The 21,537-nt window shown below is 70.5% G+C and carries 22 protein-coding genes and 1 tRNA gene; 13 read left to right on the top strand and 10 right to left on the bottom strand.

All coding sequences use genetic code 11. The features are described from left to right. The gene (locus tag AMR74_RS07415) at positions 1-1,923 is read right to left on the bottom strand and encodes a bifunctional metallophosphatase/5'-nucleotidase (protein WP_053771418.1); all 1,923 of its coding nucleotides are present in this window, start codon (positions 1,921-1,923) and stop codon (positions 1-3) included. 266 nt (positions 1,924-2,189) lie between these two features. On the opposite strand from AMR74_RS07415, the gene AMR74_RS07420 reads away from it, so the two are divergent. After that, positions 2,190-3,284 (top strand): archaeosine biosynthesis radical SAM protein RaSEA, encoded by a 1,095-nt coding sequence (locus AMR74_RS07420; RefSeq protein ID WP_053771419.1) that lies wholly within the window; start codon positions 2,190-2,192, stop codon positions 3,282-3,284. A 219-nt stretch (positions 3,285-3,503) separates the two neighbouring features. Beyond that, a complete protein-coding gene (locus AMR74_RS07425; RefSeq protein ID WP_053771420.1) occupies positions 3,504-3,707 on the top strand; it encodes a hypothetical protein in 204 nt (67 codons plus the stop codon). A gap of 60 nt (positions 3,708-3,767) precedes the next feature. On the opposite strand, the gene AMR74_RS07430 is transcribed toward AMR74_RS07425, so the two are convergent. After that, positions 3,768-4,508, bottom strand: coding sequence for a 5-formyltetrahydrofolate cyclo-ligase (locus AMR74_RS07430; RefSeq protein ID WP_053771421.1), 741 nt, complete (start codon positions 4,506-4,508; stop codon positions 3,768-3,770). Positions 4,509-4,723: 215 nt separating this feature from the next. Here AMR74_RS07430 and AMR74_RS07435 point away from each other — a divergent pair, with 215 nt between their 5' ends. Then, positions 4,724-5,413, top strand: a complete 690-nt coding sequence (locus tag AMR74_RS07435) for a DUF4013 domain-containing protein (protein WP_053771422.1) — start codon at positions 4,724-4,726, stop codon at positions 5,411-5,413. Between the two features lie 123 nt (positions 5,414-5,536). Here AMR74_RS07435 and AMR74_RS07440 read toward each other — a convergent pair whose 3' ends face one another. Then, positions 5,537-7,162, bottom strand: a complete 1,626-nt coding sequence (locus AMR74_RS07440; protein ID WP_053771423.1) for a Na+/H+ antiporter NhaC family protein — start codon at positions 7,160-7,162, stop codon at positions 5,537-5,539. 409 nt (positions 7,163-7,571) lie between these two features. Here AMR74_RS07440 and engB point away from each other — a divergent pair, with 409 nt between their 5' ends. Continuing rightward, positions 7,572-8,192, top strand: coding sequence for a GTP-binding protein EngB (gene engB / locus AMR74_RS07445; protein WP_053771424.1), 621 nt, complete (start codon positions 7,572-7,574; stop codon positions 8,190-8,192). 499 nt (positions 8,193-8,691) lie between these two features. On the opposite strand, the gene AMR74_RS07450 is transcribed toward engB, so the two are convergent. Beyond that, positions 8,692-9,738, bottom strand: a complete 1,047-nt coding sequence (locus AMR74_RS07450; protein WP_053771425.1) for an enolase — start codon at positions 9,736-9,738, stop codon at positions 8,692-8,694. Positions 9,739-9,808: 70 nt separating this feature from the next. Continuing rightward, positions 9,809-10,516, bottom strand: coding sequence for a DUF1405 domain-containing protein (locus AMR74_RS07455; RefSeq protein WP_053771426.1), 708 nt, complete (start codon positions 10,514-10,516; stop codon positions 9,809-9,811). A 183-nt stretch (positions 10,517-10,699) separates the two neighbouring features. On the opposite strand from AMR74_RS07455, the gene AMR74_RS07460 reads away from it, so the two are divergent. The 7 genes from AMR74_RS07460 (at position 10,700) to AMR74_RS07485 (ending at position 15,567) form a co-directional block, all read left to right on the top strand. Next, entirely contained in the window at positions 10,700-11,317 is a 618-nt protein-coding gene (locus AMR74_RS07460) for an FxsA family protein (protein WP_053771427.1), read from the top strand. Between the two features lie 103 nt (positions 11,318-11,420). Further along, positions 11,421-11,494 (top strand) — tRNA-Ile (locus tag AMR74_RS07465). A 218-nt stretch (positions 11,495-11,712) separates the two neighbouring features. After that, the gene (locus AMR74_RS07470; protein ID WP_053771428.1) at positions 11,713-12,897 is read left to right on the top strand and encodes a threonine synthase; all 1,185 of its coding nucleotides are present in this window, start codon (positions 11,713-11,715) and stop codon (positions 12,895-12,897) included. A gap of 330 nt (positions 12,898-13,227) precedes the next feature. Continuing rightward, the gene (locus AMR74_RS19795; protein ID WP_276203079.1) at positions 13,228-13,350 is read left to right on the top strand and encodes a hypothetical protein; all 123 of its coding nucleotides are present in this window, start codon (positions 13,228-13,230) and stop codon (positions 13,348-13,350) included. Positions 13,351-13,424: 74 nt separating this feature from the next. Next, positions 13,425-14,423 carry a dihydroxyacetone kinase subunit DhaK gene (gene dhaK, locus AMR74_RS07475; RefSeq protein WP_053771429.1) on the top strand — a complete coding sequence of 333 codons (999 nt, stop codon included), beginning with the start codon at positions 13,425-13,427 and terminating at the stop codon, positions 14,421-14,423. Next, positions 14,420-15,139 (top strand): dihydroxyacetone kinase subunit DhaL, encoded by a 720-nt coding sequence (dhaL, locus tag AMR74_RS07480; protein WP_053771430.1) that lies wholly within the window; start codon positions 14,420-14,422, stop codon positions 15,137-15,139. Before dhaK ends, dhaL begins: the two co-directional genes overlap by 4 nt. Continuing rightward, a complete protein-coding gene (locus AMR74_RS07485) occupies positions 15,139-15,567 on the top strand; it encodes a PTS-dependent dihydroxyacetone kinase phosphotransferase subunit DhaM (RefSeq protein ID WP_053771431.1) in 429 nt (142 codons plus the stop codon). Before dhaL ends, AMR74_RS07485 begins: the two co-directional genes overlap by 1 nt. Before the next feature lie 30 nt (positions 15,568-15,597). Here AMR74_RS07485 and ptsP read toward each other — a convergent pair whose 3' ends face one another. The 4 genes from ptsP to AMR74_RS07505 form a co-directional block, all read right to left on the bottom strand. Next, positions 15,598-17,319, bottom strand: coding sequence for a phosphoenolpyruvate--protein phosphotransferase (ptsP, locus tag AMR74_RS07490; RefSeq protein WP_053771432.1), 1,722 nt, complete (start codon positions 17,317-17,319; stop codon positions 15,598-15,600). Further along, entirely contained in the window at positions 17,316-17,633 is a 318-nt protein-coding gene (locus tag AMR74_RS07495) for an HPr family phosphocarrier protein (protein WP_053771433.1), read from the bottom strand. Before AMR74_RS07495 ends, ptsP begins: the two co-directional genes overlap by 4 nt. Before the next feature lie 67 nt (positions 17,634-17,700). After that, positions 17,701-18,903, bottom strand: coding sequence for a redox-regulated ATPase YchF (locus tag AMR74_RS07500; RefSeq protein ID WP_053771434.1), 1,203 nt, complete (start codon positions 18,901-18,903; stop codon positions 17,701-17,703). 117 nt (positions 18,904-19,020) lie between these two features. Then, the gene (locus AMR74_RS07505) at positions 19,021-19,278 is read right to left on the bottom strand and encodes a DUF5789 family protein (protein WP_053771435.1); all 258 of its coding nucleotides are present in this window, start codon (positions 19,276-19,278) and stop codon (positions 19,021-19,023) included. 123 nt (positions 19,279-19,401) lie between these two features. On the opposite strand from AMR74_RS07505, the gene AMR74_RS07510 reads away from it, so the two are divergent. Then, positions 19,402-19,938, top strand: coding sequence for a universal stress protein (locus AMR74_RS07510; RefSeq protein ID WP_053771506.1), 537 nt, complete (start codon positions 19,402-19,404; stop codon positions 19,936-19,938). A gap of 28 nt (positions 19,939-19,966) precedes the next feature. On the opposite strand, the gene AMR74_RS07515 is transcribed toward AMR74_RS07510, so the two are convergent. Then, the gene (locus AMR74_RS07515; RefSeq protein ID WP_053771436.1) at positions 19,967-20,956 is read right to left on the bottom strand and encodes a biotin--[acetyl-CoA-carboxylase] ligase; all 990 of its coding nucleotides are present in this window, start codon (positions 20,954-20,956) and stop codon (positions 19,967-19,969) included. 96 nt (positions 20,957-21,052) lie between these two features. Here AMR74_RS07515 and AMR74_RS07520 point away from each other — a divergent pair, with 96 nt between their 5' ends. After that, positions 21,053-21,448, top strand: coding sequence for a 2Fe-2S iron-sulfur cluster-binding protein (locus AMR74_RS07520; RefSeq protein WP_053771437.1), 396 nt, complete (start codon positions 21,053-21,055; stop codon positions 21,446-21,448). Positions 21,449-21,537 lie beyond the last annotated feature (89 nt).

The following is a 21,537-nucleotide window of genomic DNA, read 5'->3' on the forward strand; positions in this document are numbered from 1 at the left end:
TCAGCGTCCCGGCGGGCCGGCGCGGCCGCGGCCGCGGCGCCGGACGGTCGCCGCCACGTCGGCGTTCAGCCGCGAGCGCTCGAAGTATATGTGGTCGAACTCGCTCGACTCGTACTTCGCGTACAGGTCGAGCGGGACCTCCTCGCCGTCGTCCGCGTCCTCGACCGTCTCGGCGAGGTCGCCGTCGTCGACGCGCACCATCAGGGTCGCCTCCTCGTCGTCGAAGACGGCCTTCTCCGCGTCGAGGTGCTCGCCGTCGGACGCCCAGACGGCGACGGTGTCCTCGGCGACGGAGTCGACGTCGTCGGGCGCGTCGAACTGCGTGACCACCTTGCCGTTCCCGTCGACGGTGACCGAGGCGTCGGGGAGGTCGCGGTCGACGCGCTGCATCCGGCCCTCGACGGTCGGCGCGATCGTCTCCTGGGGTTCGAGGTAGTCGACGACCGTCGTCGCCTGTAGCTCGCCCGTCTCCTCGACCACGGGCTTGTCTTCGAGCGGATAGCCGCTGCCGCCGTTCGCGATGTAGCTGTTGACGGCCACCTCGTATGTCTCGTCGGGGTCGAGCGGCTCGCCGCCGACGTACACCTCGCGGACCAGTTCGTCGGCGTCGTCGTGGGGCACCCACTCGAAGCGCAGGCCGCTGGTCTGCTGGGAGATCTCCTCGCCGAACTGCTGTCCGGTGTCGCTCTCCAGCGTGACGACCTGGCTCTCCAGCGTCTCGACGAGCTCCTCGCCCGTGAGCTCCAGTGAGACGACCGTGTTCGGGAACGGCAACGTGTTGAAGATGTCACCGCCGGTGATCTCGCCGGGCCCGTACACCGAGTCCGAGCGGATACCGCCCGCGTTCGTGATCGCGGCGTCGGCGTCGACGCGCTCGCGCATCGCGTCGGTGATCAGGTTCCCGTAGCCCGTCTCGCGGTGGTAGTTCGCGCCGAACGTGGCGTTGAGCGGCGTCTCAGTCTCCACGACCGGCGAGTCGAGGCTCACCTCCGCGCGGTAATCGTTGATGATGCCCGACGCGGTCGGGTCCTTCTCGACGTCCTCGGTGACCTCGATCAGCTCCCCGTCCCACGCGGTGACCTCGCCGCCCTCGATCGTCAGTTCGATCTCGCTGAGGTAGGCTGCGCGGGCCCGCGACTCGGAGACGATCGATCCGTCGACCTCCTGGGGCGGATAGAGCTGCTCGTCGTCGCCGACGACGATCACGTCGATGTCGTCGTCCGCGTCGGCCTCCGCGAGCCCCTCGGCGTCGCCGATGCCGGTGTGCGCGAGCGCGACGACGGCGTCGACGCCCTCCTCTTCCTTGAGCCGCTTCGCCTCGGCGGGGGCGGTCTCGGTGTAGTCCTCGATGGTGATGCCCTCCGCCGCGAAGTCGATGTTCGTCTTCCCCGTCGTCGCGCCCTGATCGGCGAGGCCGATGATCCCGACGCTGACGCCGCCGCGTTCGACGATCCGGTACGACTCCGTGCCGTCGAACGCCTCGCCCGTCTCGGTGTCGACGAGGTTCGTCGCGAGCCACGGGAACTCGGAGTCGGCCGTCACGTCCGAGATGGGGTCGAGCCCGTAGTCGAACTCGTGGTTGCCGATCACGTCGGCGTCCGGCTCGACCTCGTTGAGCACGTCCACCGGCGCGCGCCACTGCGATATCGGGCTCAGCGCGTGCGGTCCCACCTCGTCGCCGCCGCCGACCACGACGACGGGGCCGTCGGCCGCCGCCCGCCGCTGCTCGATGAGCGTCACCAGCCGCGGGAAGTTCTCGTCCTGCGCCGCCGCCGTCTGGATGTCGTTGTACGACAGGACGGTGAGCGTCGTCGCTCCCTCGCCGTCCGCGGCCGCCGCCGGGCCGGAGACGAGCGACCCGCCGAGTACGATTCCACCCGCTCGCAGTACGTCACGCCGTCCGTAGTCACGGTCCCGTGACATCGAATTCTTCCACATAGAGAAGTTTATAAAATCTTTCTATGAAATAATATATATTTACCAGTTCGGCGTGTTTGAGTATTCTTCGCAAACGATTCGTCTCCGGCCGGCGGGCGCGTGGTCGACCCGCGTCGTCGGACTCGCGGCCGACCGCGACCGCGACGACGCGACCGATCCCGACGCGGACGCGACATGGGGCTCGACGGCGCGGACGCGACGCGGCCCGCGATGACGACACCGCTTTACGCGCGCGACCGCTTCTCCCGGCAATGAGCCAGCCGAGCCCCGACGCGTACGAGCAGGGGCGCGGAATGGACGCGCACAACGCCGTGATGCGCGACATCCGCGCCGAGCGCTCGGAGACGTACGACCCGACGGAGCCGACCCGCGTGTGGATCGACGAGGACAACACGCCCGACGGCGTGGTGAACTCCCTCACGATCATCCTGAACACCGGCGGCTGCCGGTGGGCCCGCGCCGGCGGTTGTACGATGTGCGGCTACGTCGCCGAGTCGGTCGAGGGCGGCAGCGTCGCCCACGAGGACCTGATGACGCAGATCGACGCGTGCCTCGACCACGAGGCCGAGGAGGCCGAGGAGCCGGCGGAGCTGATCAAGATCTACACCTCCGGCTCCTTCCTCGACGAGCGCGAGGTGCCGGCCGAGACCCGGCGGGCCATCGCCGAGACGTTCGCGGACCGGGACCGGATCGTCGTCGAGTCGCTGCCGGACTTCGTCGAGCGAGAGAAGATCGCCGACTTCGCGGACTACGGCATCGCGACCGACGTGGCCGTCGGGTTAGAGACCGCGACCGACCGCGTCCGCCACGACTGCGTGAACAAGTACTTCGACTTCGCCGACTTCGAGGCCGCCTGCGCCGAGGCGGCCGCGGCCGACGACGAGTTCGACGCCGACGTGGGGGTCAAGGCGTACCTCCTCATGAAGCCGCCCTTCCTCGCGGAGCCCGAGGCGGCCGCCGACATGATCGACTCGATCCGGCGGTGCGGCGACGTGGACGGCTGTCACACGGTCTCGATGAACCCGACGAACGTCCAGCGCTACACGATGGTCGACGAGCTGTTCTTCGAGGGCGGCTACCGGCCGCCGTGGCTCTGGTCGGTCGCGCACGTGCTCGAAGCGACGGCCGACGTCGACGCCATCGTCGTCTCCGACCCGGTCGGTCACGGCTCCGACCGCGGCGCGCACAACTGCGGCGAGTGCGACGACCGCGTCCAGACCGCGATCAAGGACTTCGACAAGCGGCAGGACCCGAGCGTCTTCGAGCAGGTGTCCTGCGAGTGCGAGGCCACGTGGGAGTACGTGATGGCCGAGGAGACGAGCTACAACATGCCCTTGGCGCGATAGCCTGCGACGGAAGCGCGGTCCGGGGCGAGGCGGACCTCCGAGGCGGGCGACGGAACGCCCCGGAACGATGATGACAGTCGCCGATCAGTTATTTTCTAATCGGTGAAATGAACGATCTATTATCTCTGAAAGTGCGTGATATTCAGGTTTGTTACTCCCGACTATGCTGAACGATCAGGTCGAACAAGACCCTTATAGCTCCGGGCCTTACAAGGCATCATGAACGCAGACGCCAGCGGTTCCCCGCCCTCCCGCAGGAAGTCGGTCCTGTTCTGTCCGGAGTGTCACTTCGAGAGCCCCCTGTCGGACGGGTGGCTCGTCGTCAGCGACGGCGACGAGCGCACGATCGTCTGTCCGGAGTGCGGCCACGTCGCCGACCACCGGGCGGAGCGGGCCACGCCGACGCCGCAGCACGCGGACTGAGGGTATCGTACCGCCGACTGAACACCGTAATCGCCTCCTTTCGACCGCGATTTTCTCTCGTCAGGGTGCCCGCTCGGCGAGGACGGGAATTTCGGACAGCTTCTCCGCGTCGAGCGCGTCCCAGTCGACGCCGTCCGGCCGCGCGTACGGCGTGTCCGTCCGAACCGTCCGTTCCGGCGTCACGACGAGGTCGAGGGGAACGTCGTGGGCGTCGGGCGCCGGGAGGTCGGCGTCGGCGCCGACGGCGGACTCGGGGCCGTCGAGCACGGAGCACTCGTGAACGGTCGTCGCGACCTCCGTGTCCGCATCGGCCGCGCCGAGTTCGCGGAGGACCGCCCACTCCAGGTCGCTGTACCCCTCGCCCTTCCCGATCCGGGCGCCGTCGGTGGTGACGCCGACGGAGCCGGCGACGATCAGGTCGACGTGCGCGACGTCCTCGGGCGCGGTCGGCGTCCCGTACTCGCCGATCCCGGAGACGGTCGTCGCGTCGTCGATCTCCTCCGGCGGGATCTCGCCGGGGTCGAGCCGGAGGAACGGGTCCGGATCGCGGAGCCGGGGCTGCGCGACGTAGACGGTCTTGCCGGCGCGGAGCGCGGCTCTGCGGACCGGGAGCTGCGGCGCGTCGGGGTTGGCCTTCAGCGTCGCGGCCGCCTCCCACGCCTCGGTATCCGCGAGCCGCTCAGCCGCGGCGTCGGCGCCGGCGAAGTTCGGGATCCGGTCGTGCGGCGGGAACGGAAAGCGCGCGTGGTCGCCTGCGTCGAAGGCGTCCCACACCGCCTCGCGGACGGTCTGTTTGTTCATGCCGCAGGCAGGGGCGGGACCGACAAGTAGCCGGCGACGCGGCGGCACGGAGGGTCTCTCTCACGACGCCCACGCGGTGCGCACACGGTGTCCGCGCGACGGCGCTCACGCGACGCCGACGACGCTCGCGGCCTCGAACCGGACGCGGACGTGCGAGCGGTCCGGCGCGCGAACAGTGGCATCGATTTATATACCGGATCGCCGTGGTCGGAGGTATGATAGAGGACGGACTGTCGTACCCGGCGCGGGGCGACTGGGTCGGTCGTATCGTCGTCGGCGGCGTGTTGGGGTTCCTCTCGGTGCTCGTGATTCCCACCTTCGCCGTCCTCGGATACCTCGTGCGAGTGCTCGAACGGACCGTCGCGGGCGAGGAGGAGCCGCCCGAGTTCACGGACTGGGCGGACCTCTTCGTGAAGGGCGTCGTCGCCACGCTGATCGCGATCGTGTACTCGATCGTCCCTCTGCTGGCGTACGGGGTCCTCGTCGCGGCCGTCGCGGGCGTGGGCGCCGGGATCGGCGGCGACCTCGGCGCGCTGATCGGCCTGACGGGCGCGCTCCTCGCGCTCGCGTTCATCCCAGTGCTCCTGTTCGTGTACTACGCGGTCCCCGCGGCGCTGACGGCGTACGCGGCCCGGGGCGAGGCGAGCGCGGCATTCGACGTCGGGCTCCTCACGCCGACCCTGTTCAGCGTGGAGTACCTGCTCGCGGTGCTCGTGCCGATCCTCGTCGCCGTCGGCGTGTTCGTCGTGTCCGTCGTCCTGATCGTCACCGTGGTCGGCGCGGTGCTCGTTCCGTTCGTCCAGTTCTACGGTCAGGTCGCCGTGTTCCGCATGTTCGGGACGGCGTTCGCCGACCAGAGCGACGGCATCGACGTCGGGACCGCCTCCGACGACGCCGCGATCTGATTGCGGCGAGAGCGCGGCGGGCCGGCGGCGACGACGCGTCGGAGAGACTGTCGGCCGCGCCCCGCGCCGGCCGGGGTCGTCGGCGAACCGTCCGGCGCGGCGCGCCCTCGGTGTGGCCGGGGGTCAGTCGTCGTCGGCCGGCGACCGGTCGGCGGATTCGACGGTGCGGGTCGCCGCCACGCCCTTCCGGTTCGCGTCGAACTCGGAGAGCGCGTACACGAGACCGGCGAGCGTCACCACGCCGATCGGGAGCAGCACGAGCGGCGTGATCCGCGTGGCGCCCCACACCGTCAAAAGCGTCGCGGCCACGACGATCACCGTCGTGGCGTAGTAGATCTGGGTGCGGACGTGGTCGATGTGGTCCGCGCCGGTGAACGTCGACGAGAGGATCGTCGTGTCGGAGATGGGGGAGCAGTGGTCGCCGAAGATGGCGCCGCTGAACACGGTCCCGATCGCGGCGGGAAGCAGCGCGGGCGTGGCGCCGCCGACGCTCCACGCCAGCGGGACCGCGATCGGCGTCACGATCGCCATCGTTCCCCACGAAGTGCCCGTCGAGAACGCGATGAACGCGGACGCCATCAAGACGACGACCGGGAGCAGCGTCGGCGACACGAACTCCTGAGCGATGTCGGTGACGAAGACGCCCGTGCCGAGGGCGGTGGTAACGGTGCCGATCGTCCACGCCATCACGAGGATCGTGAGCGCGGTCAGCATCATTCCGAAGCCGTCGATGACGGTCTCCATCGCCTCGTCGAGGTTCGCGATCCCGCTGGCGATGCCCATGGTGAGCGCGACGGCGACCATCATGAACGTCCCCCACAGGAGCGCGTCGACGAACGCGGCGTTGCCGGCGATCTCGAACGGCCCAGCGCCGGCCTCCGACGCGCCGAGTCCGGTGTAGAACCCGCCGCCGACCACGGTCGCCATCAGGGCGAGCGTCGGCACGAGGAAGTACCGGAGCTGCGGCGAGTCGGTCAGCACGTCGCCGAGGCTATCCTCGGCGCTCTGCATCGGGATGGCCCCGTCGCGCAGGACCTTCCCCTCCGTCGCGGAGCGGTGCTCGGCGTCGAGCATCTCGCCGAAGTCGCGCCTCGAGAAGACGATTATCCCGACCATCACGACCGCCAGCAGGCAGTACATGTTGAACGGGACGCTCTGGAGGAACAGCGCGAAGGCGCTGGGGACCTGACCGGCGTCGACGGAGACGCCCGCCGCCTCGTAGCCGTCGCGGATCATGCTCAGCTGGTACGCGACCCAACTCGAGACGCCGAACGTCGCGACCGGCGCGGCGGTCGAGTCGATCATGTACGCGAGCTTCTCCCGAGAGATGCTCACCTCGTCGGAGATCTCCCGCATCGTGGTGCCGACGATCGCCGTGTTCGAATAGTCGTCGAAGAACCAGATCATGCCGAAGATCCACGTCGCCGCGCCGACCTTCCGTTGGCTGTCGAGCCTGGATGTCACCGCGTTCGCGAGGGCGTTCGCCCCGCCGAGCCGCCAGATGAGTGCGACGCCGGCCCCGAGGAACAGCACGATCAGCATGATCTTCGCGTTGAACGTGCTCTCGCCGATCGAGGAGACGAGCCAGTCCAGCGTCTGGACCACGCCGTGGTTCGTCGTGTAGATCGCGGCCCCGGACCAGATCCCTAAGAACAGCGAGAGGACCGGTTTCCGCGTCACCATCGCGAGCACGATCGCTAACAGCGGCGGCACGAGGGAGACGGCGCCGAACGTCTCGGCTCCCGTCATACGCCTCCCCCCGAGCGATCCCGACCTGACGAGGGGGACGAGCGGCCCACCGCAGACGACCGGAATCCTCGTCGCACGCGCTCGGAGGCGCCTGTACAGGCGTTCACCGGATTCGTCGAACCGATGCGACGGTCACGAGCCCTCGTCTGGAAAACCATGTTACACACACCCACACCGGCTCGGAGTATATATAACCTATGGTAGTTTCATATTTCTGACCGTACGTTTTCGAAATGTGGACATTCAATTCCCCTTCCGACTGTTTCGCTTCTCGAACGACGAGACGTTCGCGGGTGTGTCTCCCGAAGGAGGATTCCTCTCGGGCCGACAGCGCCCGCCCGCTCTCCGTCGCGACGCGTCAGAGACCGACGACGCGCCTTTTAACCCGCTCAGGCGCGCACCGTCGGGTATGTTCGAAGACCGGCCGGACCGCGACGCCGAGGTCGTCCTCGTTGGGCGCTCGAACGTCGGCAAGTCCACGCTGATGCGCGAGCTGACGGGCCACGACTTCTCGACCGGCGGTAAGCCGGGCGTCACCCGCCAGCCGAACCACTTCGACTGGGCCAGCGAGAGCTTCATGTTCACGGACCTCCCCGGCTTCGGGTTCATGTCCGGCGTGGAAGAGGAGCACCGCGAGCAGATCAAGACGGACATCGTCCGCTACCTGGAGGACAACGCCGATTCGATCCTCGCGGGGGTCGTCGTGATGGACGGCAAGGCCGCGGTGGACATCATCGATCGGCACGCCGAGCGCGGGAACGTCCCCCACGACGTGGAGATGTACGGCTTCCTGGAGGACGTGGGCGTCGAGCCCATCGTCGCCGTCAACAAGACCGACAAGATCGACGACCTCGACGAGCGGCTCGACGAGATCTGCGACCGGCTCGGGCTGTTCCCGCCGTGGCAGCAGTGGTCCGACCGCGTGGCGCCCATCTGCGCGAAGCGCGGCGACGTCGAGGCCTTAGAGAAGTGTCTCCGGACGCGCTTCCACGACCACAACCGCGACGACCTACTGAAGTTCGTCTCTTAAGTAATGGTGTGCTGCGGCAGGATCGGTTGCTCCGTGGGTTCGGCCGTTTATTTATAAGTGAACGTTTGCGAGTCAACGTCGGACAGCGCCACAATCCCAGTTACTTGCTTATAAGTGGCTGCTGACGGACTGACGGCGTACACCGCCAAAGCCCTAGCTGCTCGGCCGTACGTGGGTGACGCCCAATCAACGGTGGACACCGCCAAAGCCCCAGCCGCGAGGACTCGGTGCGCTCGCTGCGCTCCTCGTTCGTTCGCTCCGCTCACTCACTCCGGTGCTTACGTCACGCGCCGTCGTCCTCGCGGCTGCCCCTTTGAGTCCCACCCCGCACAGCGCCTCACACCTCCCCAGCCTCGTCAGCCGTCCTCGCTTCGCTTCGGGCGACTGACTCCCTCGCGCGTGCTCCTCGCGGCCGCCAACGGCGGCCAGTCGGAGGCACGCGCCACCGCAGAGCCATTTGTAAATAGTTGACCCAGTAACCGATTGGAGTCCCGTCGTTTCAGAACTCGAAGCCGACCACGTCGTCGCTCGGTCGGAGCGGGCTCTTCGGATACGGCGGCTCGGCGTCGGGGTCGTTGTAGGCTCGCGGCGCCACGTCGTTCGGCGCGTCGGGGTAACACAGCGCGGCGAGCGTCTGGATTGCGGTGCGGCCGCTCGCGAGTTCGAACTGCCCGCCGCCGTACAGCTGGATCCCCTCCTCCTCGCAGTAGGCGATCGTCTCGAACAGCGATTCGAGCGTGCCGAACCGCGAGGGCTTGACGTTACACCAGCCGGGCTCGACAGGGAGGGATTCGAGGCTCTCGACGCCGTCGATCGGATAGTCGAACGAGAGCCGGTCCGCCTGCGGCTGGACGAGCGCGCTCGTCGCGGGCGTGAACGCCGGGTCCTCCACGACCGCGGCCGGGAACGCCGCGAACACGTCGCGGTACAGCTCCGGGTCGGGCTCGACGTCCACCTCGGTCCCCTCGTACCAGCCCTTCAGATCGAGGACGCGCACGGCGTCGGTCTCCCGCAGCGTCTCGAAGGCCGACTCCGGCCACTCCGGCGTGGGGTCGAGCTTGAACTCCAACTCCGGGTCTCGCGCGAGCAGCGCCTCGACGCGGTCGGTCGAGGGCGGGTCGCCGAGTCGCGTCGAGACGACGAAGCGGACCGGTTCGGGGTCGACGCCGAGGCGCTCACCGAGCGACTCCCCGTGCTGTCTGAGGGCCAAGTCGAGCGCCGCGCTCTCGACCGCCCACCGGCGGTAGTTGCGGGACGTCTCGTTTGCGGGCTCGTGGCCGTGGAAGAGGTCGATCTCGTCGAGTCGGTCGGACAGCGCGTCGATCGTCCACTCCCCCTCGATGTCGATCGGGTCGGTGCCGGCGAGGGCGTCGTGGTCGGCGGTCTCGTAGGTGACGTCTTCCCCCCTGCCGACGACGCCGTCGCCGGAGAGCCGGTACTCCGTCGTCGTCCGCTCGAAGCCGCTCGTCGTGTTCGCCGTGTGTCGTCGCCGCGAGACCGACTCGATCGTGACCGTCAGGTCCGCGATCCGCTCGTAGTGGCTCATACCCCCGTGGAGGTCGGCTGTCCACTTAAATCGGTGAGCGCGGGCGGGCTCGACGCTCCCCCCGCCGCGGTTACGACCCGGAGTCGCTCGCGCGGCCTCGCAGCGTCGCGATCCGAGTTCCGAGCGTCCAGAACAGCGGGATCACGGTGAGGACGACCGCGCCGGCGGCCGCGACCTGGAGGACGGTCGTCGTGAACCACGGCGCGCCGTCGGCGTACGGCAGCGAGGTGTGGGTCACCTCGCCGATCACGGGCACGAAGTAGTCCATCAGCAGGTCGGTTGTGTACCACGCGGTCGCGACCGCGACCGCCTTCAGCGGGAAGTCGGTGATCCGGTGGAGGACGAACGCCTGGACCACCATCGCGAGGTGGCTGAAGAACAGGAAGGCGTACAGCGCCGGACCGTTGACCGCGAGGAACTCCGGCCAGAAGACGACGAGGACGTACGGGGTCCACAGCCCGAGCTTGACGTTCCCGAAGAACGCCAGCGCGGCGAGCGTGTCGCTCGACCGCCCGAGCGCCCACGCGCCGAGCGCGATCGCGATGAGCAGCGTCGCGCCCGGGCTGTCCGGGATGAACAGCCACATCTCGGTCGGGAGAGCGCGGAACTGGAATCGGTAGTACCAGAAGCCGAACGCGGTGCCGACGAGGTTAATGGCGACGATGACCCACGCGAACCGGAAGGCGACGTCCTCCAGTCGTTGCGGGAGCGGCGCGACCCACCGCGGAAGCGACTCGCGGTCCGGCGGGTCGCGACCGAGCGCGCCGACGATGTCCATACCGCCGGCTCGGCCCGGGCGGGCAAAGTCGTGGCGGTCGCGGCGGGCGCGACCGGCGCACCCGATCGGCGTCGCGAGACCAGATCGAGCGCGGACCGAGCGCGATGCGAGCGCGCCGCAAGCTCTCGTCAGACCCCGACCGCGACGAAAAGGGCTATGGGCGCCCGGCGGAAAGGCGGGGGTATGCGCCCGCGAACGCTGCTCGCGCTGCTCCTCGTCGTCCCCCTCGTGGACGCGCTGTTCCTGATCGTGGTCGCGACGCGGCTCGGGTGGCCGGTGACGGTCGCCTTGGTCGTGTTGACGGCCGTCCTCGGGATGCTCCTGCTCCGCGCCGAGGGGCGAGCGACCCTCGCGCGCCTCCAACGGAAGGTCGCGCAGGGGAAGCCGCCGACCGACGAACTGCTCGACGGCGGGCTGCTCATCGCCGCGGGCGCGTTCCTGCTCACGCCGGGGCTCGTCACCGACGCGGTCGGCTTCCTGCTCGCGCTCCCGCTCTCCCGGGTGCCGATCCGCGTGGCCCTGAAGAAGTACGTCGTCATCCCGTACATCGAACGCGAGACGGACGGCTTCCTCTCGGGCAACGTCTACATCGGCGGCTTCCCGAACGACGGCGACGGCGGCTTCACGATGGGCGGTAGCGGGTTTCCCGGTGACGGCCCGGACGGGTTCGACGGCGGCGACGGCCCCGATACCGACGGAAGTGTCGGGGAGAACGCTGACGCCGGCGGCGGGTCGGCGGACGACGACGTTGTCGACGTGGATTTCACCGTCGAAGAGGAGGAGCGGAAGGGAACCGACTGACGACGTGGAGGTCGTGAGGGTCCGTCAAACCGCCACACGGCGGGCGGCTCACGAAAGGAAACCCTTAAAATCCTACCCGCGCAACGATTGGATGCGCTCACCTGGGCCAATAGCTCAGTCAGGTTGAGCGCTCGGCTGATAACCGGGAGGTCCACGGTTCAAATCCGTGTTGGCCCACCTGCTTCGCGAGCGGTCTTTGGCCGCTCGGGATTGGTGGGCTGGGACTCCCCAGCCACCCAATTTCGGTCTTCTACACCCAGAGAGGCACCGGTAGCGTGTCTTATCAGGGTTGGAATTCTGCTGAGGGGTATCGCATCCACGGCCTCCGAGTGCCGACCGATACCGCGATCGGCCCCCGCGATCAATCATTTGTACACCGCCCGTGAGAGATGGGTATGGAGCAGCTGACGTGTTACGACTGCGGGGAGACGTATCCGTTCGGAGACGTGACCCGGTGTCGCTGCGGCGAGCCGCTCTGGTTCGAGACCGACGCGGCGGCGTTCGACTGGCCCGACGCGAGCGACGGTTCGCTCGGTCGAGACGCGCTCTGGCGATACGAGTCCGTCCTCCCCGCGACGACGCCGACCGGGCTCGCCGCCGCCGCGGGCGGGACGCCGCTGTTCCGTGCGCCGTCGATCGAATCGACGGACGGCCCTCGGGTCCACCTCAAGGTGGAGGGCGTCAATCCGACGGGGAGCTTCAAGGACCGCGGAACGGCCGTCGGTATCAGTCGTGTCGACGGACCGGTCGGAACGGTCTCGCACGGCAACATGGCGTTGAGCGTCGCCGCCCACGCCGCCGCGGCGGACCGGGAGGCGGTCATCCTCGTGGCCGAGGACACCCCGGACTCCCGGCTCGCGATGATCGCCCAACACGACCCGCACCTGTTCCGGGTCCACGGGGAGTACGGGCGGCTCTACCACGACACCCTCGAACACGACCTCGGCGCCGCGTTTCTCAACTCGGACGCCCCGCTCCGGGTGGCCGGACAGAAGACGGTCGCGTACGAGATCTGCGAGGCGTTCGCCCCCGACGCACCCGACGCGATCGTCTTACCGGTCAGCAGCGGCGGGCAGGCGAGCGGGGTCTGGAAGGCGCTCAGGGAACTGGACGCGGCGGGGCTTCTCACGGCGACGCCGCGGATCTACCTCGCGCAGACCGCACGTTGCGACCCGATCGCGCAGGCGTACCGTCGCGGGGCGTCGCGCGTCGAGCCGGTCACGGGCGAGCCGACGGCGGCCGTCTCGATCAACAACGCAGACCCGCCGAGCGGAAACCGGGCGCTGGCCGCCGTCGCGGAGACGGACGGCGGCGTCGTCTCCGTCCCCGAGGAGGCGATGCTCGCCGAAACGGACCGCCTCGCGGCCGACGCCGGCGTCTCGGTCGAGCCGTCTTGCGCCGTGGCCACGGCCGCCGTGCGGGACCTCGCCGCGGCCGGCGAGTTCGGTCCCGGCGACGACGTCGCCGTGATACTGACCGGGTCGGGGTACAAGTACGGGGAGACCGAGCCCGACACCTCGTCGGTTCGGGAGATCGACCGATCGGATGTCCCGGGCGCGGTCCGCGACGCGGTGTCGTAACCCGTCGGGCGCCGGCCTCGCTCCGTTGCCGCCGCCTCGTCGGTGGGTTCGGCGAGGCTCCCGCCGGCCCCGATCAAGCGGTCAAGGAGCAGCGCTCGGTCGTGGTGACCGCGGCGTCGACGAGGGGAGCCCGCGTCGGGAGTGCCGGAAGCTTACGATCGGTCGAAGGGAACGGATTCGGGAGCGACGATCGGAAGACGGGTGACACGCGCGGGCCGTGTGCGGGGAGTGAGAGCGGCAGCGGCGAGGCGGACCCACGCCGTGTATCCCGCGAAATCCCGGAACGAACCCGACCACAGGCGTTTACACGCAGCTCTCCGTCGGCGGGGCATGAATCCGTTCGACGACGGCGGCGTCTGCGAAAGTGGCTACGGGTTCCGCGTGCCCGACCGGACCGACTCCGGTGTCGCCCGGTGTCACGAGTTCGGCACCCGCGAACTGGCGCCCACCTGACCGCTCGACGGGGGGCACGGCGGCGCTGAGGGCCACTACGCTTATGCGAACCGAGTGAGTCGGTACCAACGATCATGAAGAAGCTGATCAACGACCCGGACGACGTCGTCGACGAGATGCTGGACGGCATGACGGCGGCGTATCCCGACCGCCTGCGACGCCTGCCGGACACGCAGGTGCTCGTCCGCGACGATGGGCCGATCGACGGGAAGGTAGCGCTGGTGACAGGGGGCGGCAGCGGCCACGAGCCGACCCATGCGGGGTACGTCGGCGACGGAATGCTGGACGGCGCGGCCGCGGGCGACGTGTTCTCCTCGCCGACGGCCGACGAGTTCGAGGAACTGATCGGCGCCTGCGACGCGGGCGACGGCGTCCTCGCGATCATCAAGAACTACGAGGGCGACGTGATGAACTTCGAGACCGCCATCGAGCTCGCGGAGATGGAGGGGATCGAGGTCGAGAGCGTCGTGGTGAACGACGACGTGGCAGTCGAGGACTCGCTGTACACCTCCGGGCGTCGCGGCGTCTGCGGAACGATCCTCGTCCACAAGGCCGCCGGCGCGAAGGCCGCGCAGGGCGCCGACCTGAGCGAGGTCAAGCGCGTCGCCGAGAAGGTGGTCGACAACGTCGGCACGATGGGCACCGCGCTCACCTCGTGTGTCACCCCGGAGAAGGGCGAGCCCACCTTCGATCTCGGCGACGACGAGATCGAACTCGGCATCGGGATCCACGGCGAGCCGGGCACGGAGCGCACGGACGTGATGTCGGCCGACGAGATCACCGAGCACCTGACCGAGGCGGTCCTCGACGACCTCGGCCTCGACGAGGGACAGGAGGTGCTCACGGTCGTCAACGGGATGGGCGCCACCCCGCAGATGGAGCTGTTCGTCGTCAACCGACGCCTCCAGGAGCTGCTCGGGGAGCACGGGCTGGAGACCTACGACGCGTGGGTCGGCGACTACATGACCTCGCTGGACATGGCTGGCGCGTCGATCACGGTGTGCGCGGTCGACGCCGAACTGAAGGAGCTGTTCGACGCGCCGGCCGACACCCCGGCGCTGACGGTGAAATGAGCGACGACGGGGCGGCGGTCGTCGCGGCCGTCGAGGCCGTCGCCGAGCGCATCGAGGCCGAGCGCGACCACCTCACGCAGCTGGACTCCGCGATCGGCGACGCCGACCACGGCGGGAACATGGCGCGCGGCTGGGCCCGGGCGGCCGACGCCGCGCGCGACCTCGACGACCCGGACGCCGAGACCGTCGCGAAGACGGTCGGCAAGACGCTGATGGCCGAGGTCGGCGGCGCCTCGGGTCCGCTGTTCGGCGGGTCGCTCGTGTTCGCGGCGGGCGAACTCGACGGGGGTATCAGCCACGAGACGGCGGTGGCGTTCGCCGAGACGTACTTGGAGAAGGTCGAGGACCGCGGCGACGCGCGCGTCGGCGACCAGACGATGGTGGACGCGCTGACGCCCGCGGTCCACACGTTCAAGAAGTCGATCGAGGCCGACGACCTGCCGCCGATCGAGGCGCTCGCGAAGGCGGTCGACGCCGCCGAGCGCGGCGTCGCGTTCACCGTTCCGATCCGGGCGCGGAAGGGGCGCGCCTCCTACCTCGGCTGGCGCTCGGTCGGGCACCAGGACCCGGGGGCGACCAGCACCTTGTTCATCCTCGAAGAGCTGCTCGCGGTCGCCGCCGACCGGCTCGGCGTCGACGCCCCGGAGCCCGACGCCGCCTCGCCGACGATCCCGGACGAGGACCCCGACGACGCGGGGGTCTCGGAGGGCGACTGATGGTCGGGATCGTCGTCGTCTCGCACAGCGAGCGCGCCGCCGAGGGGATCGCCGAGATCGCCGCCGAGATGGCTGGCGACACCCGGATCGAACCGGTCGGCGGCGACGGGAAGGGCGGGATCGGCACCGTCCCCGACGCGATCGAAACGGCGATCGACGCCGCGGCCGGTTCCGAGGACGGGAGCGACGCGGTCGGGGGCGAGGAAGACGGAGGCGACGCGGACGGCGTCGTCGTCCTCGTCGACCTGGGCAGCGCGGTGATGAACGCGGACGTCGCGGTCGAGATGAGCGACGCGGAGGCCGTCATCGCGGACGCGCCCGTCCTCGAAGGCGCCGTCAACGCGGCGGTCGCGGCGACCGACCCCTCGGCCACGGTCGAGTCCGTGCGCGAGCAGGCGGAGTCCGCCCGGGACATCGAGAAGCTGTAGGGGCGGAGCCGGCCCGTTTTTCCGAGTCGGCTACGCGTCGCGCTCGCCGAGCCCGAGCGCGTCCAGCACCTCGCCGCGCGTCTCGCAGGCGAGCGCCTCGTTCGCGAGGGACGCCGCGGCGTCGGCGTCGACCTCGCGGACGCGCGCCTTCACCTCGGGCACCGTCACCGCGCTCATGCTGAGCTCGTCGAAGCCGAGCCCGACGAGGAGTTCCGTCAGCGCCGGGTCGCCGGCCATCTCGCCGCACATCCCGACCCAGGCGTCGCTCCCCTCCGCGGCCGCCGTCGTGCGGTCGAGCGCGCGCAGCACCGCCGGGTGGAGCGGGTCGTGGTACTCGGCGACGGCATCGTTGCCGCGGTCGGCCGCCATCACGTACTGCGCGAGGTCGTTCGTCCCGACGCTCAGGAAGTCGAGCCGGTCGGCGAGCGCGTCCGCGAGGAACGCCGCCGCGGGCGTCTCGATCATCGCACCCAGTTCGGGGACCACATGGGCGACGCCCTCGTCGGCGAGGTCGGCCGCGACCGACTCGACGGCGTCGACCGCGCGCTCGACCTCCTCGACGCGCGTGACGAGCGGGAACATGACGGCGAGCCCGTCGCCGTCCTCGGTCGCCGCGGCGCGGAGCAGCGCGCGGAGCTGCGTCTCGAAGAGGTCCGCGTGCTCGTCGAGCGACAGCCGGACCCCGCGCCGCCCGAGGAACGGGTTCGGCTCGTCGGGGAGGTCGAGGTACGGGACCGGCTTGTCGCCGCCCACGTCGAGCGTCCGGACGACGACGCGGTCGTCGGGGAACGCCGACAGCGCGGCCGTCACGGCCTCGTACTGCTCGTCCTCGGTCGGGGGCGCCTCGCGGTCGACGAAGAGGAACTCGGTCCGGAACAGTCCGACCCCGTCCGCGCCGCGCCCGGCGGCCGGCGCCAGTTCGACTTCGCCGCCCACGTTCGCGGCGACCGCAATCGGCCGGCCGTCGGCGGTCGCGACGCGTTCGGGGATCGCGTCCGGACCGGACTCCCGCACCGATTCGCGGCGTTCCTCGTCGGGGTCGACGACGACCTCGCCGGCCTCGCCGTCGACGAGGACCGTCTCCCCGTCGTTGATCGATTCGAGCGCCTCGCCGACGCCGACGACCGCGGGGACCGCGAGCGACCGCGCGATGATCGCGGCGTGGGAGGTACGACCCCCCTCGACGGTCGCGACCCCGGCGACCGCCTCGGGGTCGAGCGCTGCGGTGTCGCTCGGCGTGAGCCGCTCCGCGAGCAGGACCGTCCCGTCGGGGAGGGCCGCGAGGCCAGCGGCGGCGGCCGACGCCTGCCCGTCTCCGGCGAGGAGCGCGCGGAGCAGCCGGTCGCGGACGTCGCGCAGGTCGTCGGCGCGCTCGGCCATCCGCCCCTCCATCCCCTCGAACTGCGCGACGGCCTCGTCGAACCGGTCCGCGACGGCGTGTTCCGCGGGCGTCCCCTCGCGGATCGCGGCCTCGACGTCCTCGATTATCGTCGGGTCGTCGAGGAACCCCTCGTGGGCCTCGAACACCGCGGCCTCCTCCTCGCCGACGCGCTCGGCCGCCCGGTCCCGGGCGTCGCGTAGGGCCTCTCGCACGGCGTCCCGCGCCGCCTCGTACCGGTCTAGTTCGGCGTCGGCGTCGACGGACGCCGGGTCGGGGCGGTCCGGGAGCGTCAGGTCGGCCTCGGGACGGTACCAGCGCGTCGTCCCGACCCCCGCACGCGGCGTGCTGCCGACGCCGGCGAGCGTCCTCACGGCGCGTCCTCCGCGTCGCCGCCGTCGGTCCCCGACTCGTCCGCCTCCTCAACCGGACTCGTGAGCAGGTCGCAGACGGCGTCGAGTGCGGCCTCGGCGTCGGGCCCCTCGGCGACCACGCAGACCGACTCGCCGTGCCCGACGTTCAGCCCGCTGACGGAGAGCATGCTGTCGGCGCGGACGAGGCCTCCGTCGCCGTCGTCGGCGCGACCGATCGACACGTCGGCGTCGAATCGGTTCGCCGTCTGTACCAGCTTCGAGGCGGGTCGCGCGTGGAGGCCGGCCTCTGGTTCGACCGTGACGGTCCGTTCCATGCGGTCCGGTTGGGCCCCGGCGGGTAATAGCTGATCGGGGCGGCAGGGCCTCGACGACGCGGAGCGGCTACGGCGCCGCCTGCTTCGTCGAGACCAGTTCGATCACGTCGCGGTGGGAGAGCTCGCGGTCGGTCCCGACCTGTCGGCCGCTCCGGCAGTCGGTGCCGTGGAGGAGCCCCTCGCCGATGTCCGAGTGGATGTGGTACGCGAAGTCCTCCGTCGTGGAGCCCTCGGGGAGGATGAAGCAGTCGCGGAAGACCCCTTTCTCGTCTTTGCTCCCGTTGGCGGAGCCGGGGAAGACCGCGATACAGCCCAGCACGTCGAAGACGGCGGCTTCGAGCGCGCCCTGGACGCCCGTGCCGTCGTACTCGCCGACGAACTCGCCGATCCGATCGAGGCCGGCCGCCTGCTCGCCGGAGACGTCGCCGACGATCTCGAACTCGTCCGCGCCGGGCGTGTAGTCGACGACGCCCGCCTCGTCGGCGTTCTTCAGCGCCTTCTCGGCGTGAGCGCTCGCGGGGACGAAGGACAGGTGGTCGTAGTCGGGGTCCGACGTGATCTCCTCCCAGTTCGCCTGCGCCTCGGGGGTGTCCATCTTGTTGGCCGCGATCACCATCGGCTTCGTCCGCTTGCGGATCTCGCGGGCCAGTTCGACCTTGTCCGTCTCGTCCCACGTCTCGGGGTCGAGTTCGAGCCCCTGCGCGAGGATGGTCCGCTTCATCCGGTCTTTGTCCGTCCCGAACGCGGACATCTGCTCGGCCAGCTCCTCCTCGACGGCGGCGTCGGCGCCCTGGTACCGCGTCTCGTACTTCTCGAGGCCCTTCTCTAGCACGTCGAGGTACCACGCGTCCAACTCCTCCTCCAGGAAGTCGATGTCCTCGCGGGGGTCGTGGCCCTCCGTCGCCTCGCCCTCGATGTCGGTCTTCCCCGAGAAGTCGACGACGTGGATCAGCACGTCGGTCTCGTTGAGGTCGGTGAGGAACTGGTTGCCGAGCCCGCGCCCCTCGTGGGCGCCCGGGACGAGCCCGGCCACGTCGACGAGCTTCACCGGGACGAACCGCGTCCCCTCGCGGCAGACGCCGACGCTCGGCGTACACGTCTCGTCGAACTCAGGGGCGGCGCAGTCGACGCGGACGTACGCCTCGCCGACGGTCGGGTCGATGGTGGTGAACGGGTACGCCCCCTCCGGCACGTCGTTCATGGTCGCGGCGTTGAAGAACGTCGACTTCCCCACCGAGGGCTTGCCGACGAGACCGATCCGGTAACTCATTACCGCCAGTCCGCGATCCGCGGTAAAAAGCGATGCGAGACGCGCCGTGGCGTGGGACTCGATGACGAGGGACCGCGGCGTGCGAACGGTGACGAGGGAGCGAGAAAGCGGCCCTCGTCAGGCGTCGCCGTCGGACTGGCCCGGCTCCCCGAGCGCCTCGATGGGGAGGACGTTCTGGAGCGCGGCGTGCGCGTCGTCGGCGCTCTCGAACGTCTCCTGATCGACGTGGGCGAGGAGGTCGCCGAGGTCGGCGTCGCCGTCGGCGAACAACACCGTGGTGCCGGCGAACGCCTCGGCGAGCGCGTCTCGATCGGCGGGGTACGCGTGATCTTCGAGCGTCGGTTCGAGCCGGGAGAGGGTGATCTCGTCGGACATACCGTCCCCTCGACGGGACGGAGCATAAACGCGCGCCCCGTCGCGGCCGGGGCGGGGCGACGGCGAGAAACCGGCAAGAACCGCAAAAGGTTATCCGTCGTCGGCGATATGAGTCATGTGAACATGCCCCTATACGACCGGATCCTGGTCCCGACCGACGGCTCCTCGGAGGGGGAGCTGGCGGTGTGCCACGCGCTCGACCTCGCCGCGGTCCACGGGGCCTCGGTCCGCGCCATCTACGTGGTCGACACCGCGCGGTACGCCGGGATGCCGATGGAGACGACATGGGAGGGCGTCGGCGACCTGCTGTACGACGACGGGGAGGCGGCGCTCGAAACGGTCCGCGAACTGGCCGCCGACCGCGACGTGGACGTGGAGACGGTCGTCGTCGAGGGGTCGCCCAGCCGCGAGGTCATCACCCACGCCGAGGAGGCGGGCTGCGACCTCGTCGTGATGGGCACTCACGGCCGCGGCGGCATCGACCGGCTGCTCCTCGGCAGCGTCGCGGAGAAGGTCGTGCGGGGCTCGTCGGTCCCGGTGTTGACGGTGCGGATCGGCGACGGGGAGGAGCCGCCGAGCGCCGCCGAGTCGGCGACGGCGGGCGAGACGGCCGGGACCGACGCCGAGGGGGCGGTCTCGGACGCGACGGAGACCGGATAGGGAGGAGGCTCGCGCTCGGCCGCTCTCCTCACTCCGCGCCGCGGAGGTGTTCGCAGTCGCCCGCGTGGACGCGCCGCCGGCCCTCGTCGGTGTCGACCACGAGCGCGCCAGGCTCGGCGACGTCGACGGCGGTGCCCTCCACGACGCCGTCGGCGGCCTCGACGCGGACGCGCCGCCCGAGCGTGCTCGCTCGCTCGCGCCACGCCGGGAGGACGCCGTCGAGCGCCCCGGGCGACGCGGTGAGCTCCGCGTAGCGTTCGAGCAGCGTCGCGGCGAACCGCCGCCGATCGACCGGGGCGCCGCGCTCGGCCGACAGCGACGTCGCGCCCGCGGGCAGCGTCTCGGGGTCGAGGTTGGCGTTGACGCCGACGCCGACGACGAGCCAGCCGACGCGGTCGGCCTCCCCCTCCATCTCCGTGAGGATCCCCGCCAGCTTCCGGCCGCCGCGGCCGCCGAGATCCGACGCGGGGGCGCTTTCCTCGGGCGTCCCGTCTCCGACCAGCACGTCGTTCGGCCACTTGATCCGCGCGTCGACGCCGGCCTGGCGGGCGGCGTCGGTCGTCGCGACCGCGGCCGCGAGCGTGAAGAGCGGCGCCCGCGCGGTCGGCACGTCGGGGCGGGTCAGGACCGACAGCCAGACGCCGCCGCTCGGCGCCACCCACTCGCGGTCGAGGCGCCCCCGGCTCCCCGTCTGCTCGTTGGCGACCACCGCGACGTCCGCGGCGTCCTCTCCGGCGAGCTCGCGGGCCCGCTCGTTCGTCGACCCGACCCGGTCGTGGTACTCCACCGAGTAAGGGGCGTCGAGCCCGAACGCGATGCCCGGCCCGGTGTAGCCCGGGTCGTCGGGCGCGACGTATCCGTCCGGCGTCGACTCGACCGCGAACCCCTCCTCGCGGAGCCCCTCGACCGCCTTCCAGACGGCCGCCCGGGAGACGTCGAGCGACTCGGCGAGGGCGGGCCCAGAGACCGGGTCGTCGTCCGCCGCGAGGGCGTCGAGCAGCGCGCGCCGCGTGTCCATACGCCCCGATCCGGCGGCCTGGCCGAAAGCCGTTCCGGGTCTCGAACGCCGCGTCGGGTCCCCGACGCTTTGTGTCCGGGGCGCGAAGGACCGCCGATGACCGACGTGGACCGCGACGGCGACGACCGAACGGAGGCCGGGAGCGAAACCGTGTCGCTCGTCGTCGTCGACGGCGACGAGCGCGTCGACCTCGACGTGGAGCGGGGACGGAACCTCCGCCGGGTCCTGCTCGACGCCGGGCTGTCGCCGTACGCGGCCGCGACCCGCCGCCTCAACTGCGGCGGACGAGGGATCTGTGCGACCTGCGGCGTCCGCGTCAGAGAGGGACCGCCGGCCGACCACTGGCACGACCGGCTCGCCGACCGGTTCGGCTACCCCCGGCTCTCCTGTCAGATCGCGGTCGACCGCCCGATGACGGTGTCGCTCGTCGACAAGCGCGTGTGGGGCGGGCGGCGGTCCGAGGCGGGCGACGGAGAGCCGGACGGCGGCTGACGCCCGGGCCCCACACCTCGTTTCCGGTGAAACGGCGAACGGTACCGCGTCACACGGGCGGCCCGTCGAGGGGTTCCGAAGGGACGTCG

This window comes from Halorubrum tropicale (assembly GCF_001280455.1).
Classification (GTDB): Archaea; Halobacteriota; Halobacteria; order Halobacteriales; family Haloferacaceae; genus Halorubrum; species Halorubrum tropicale.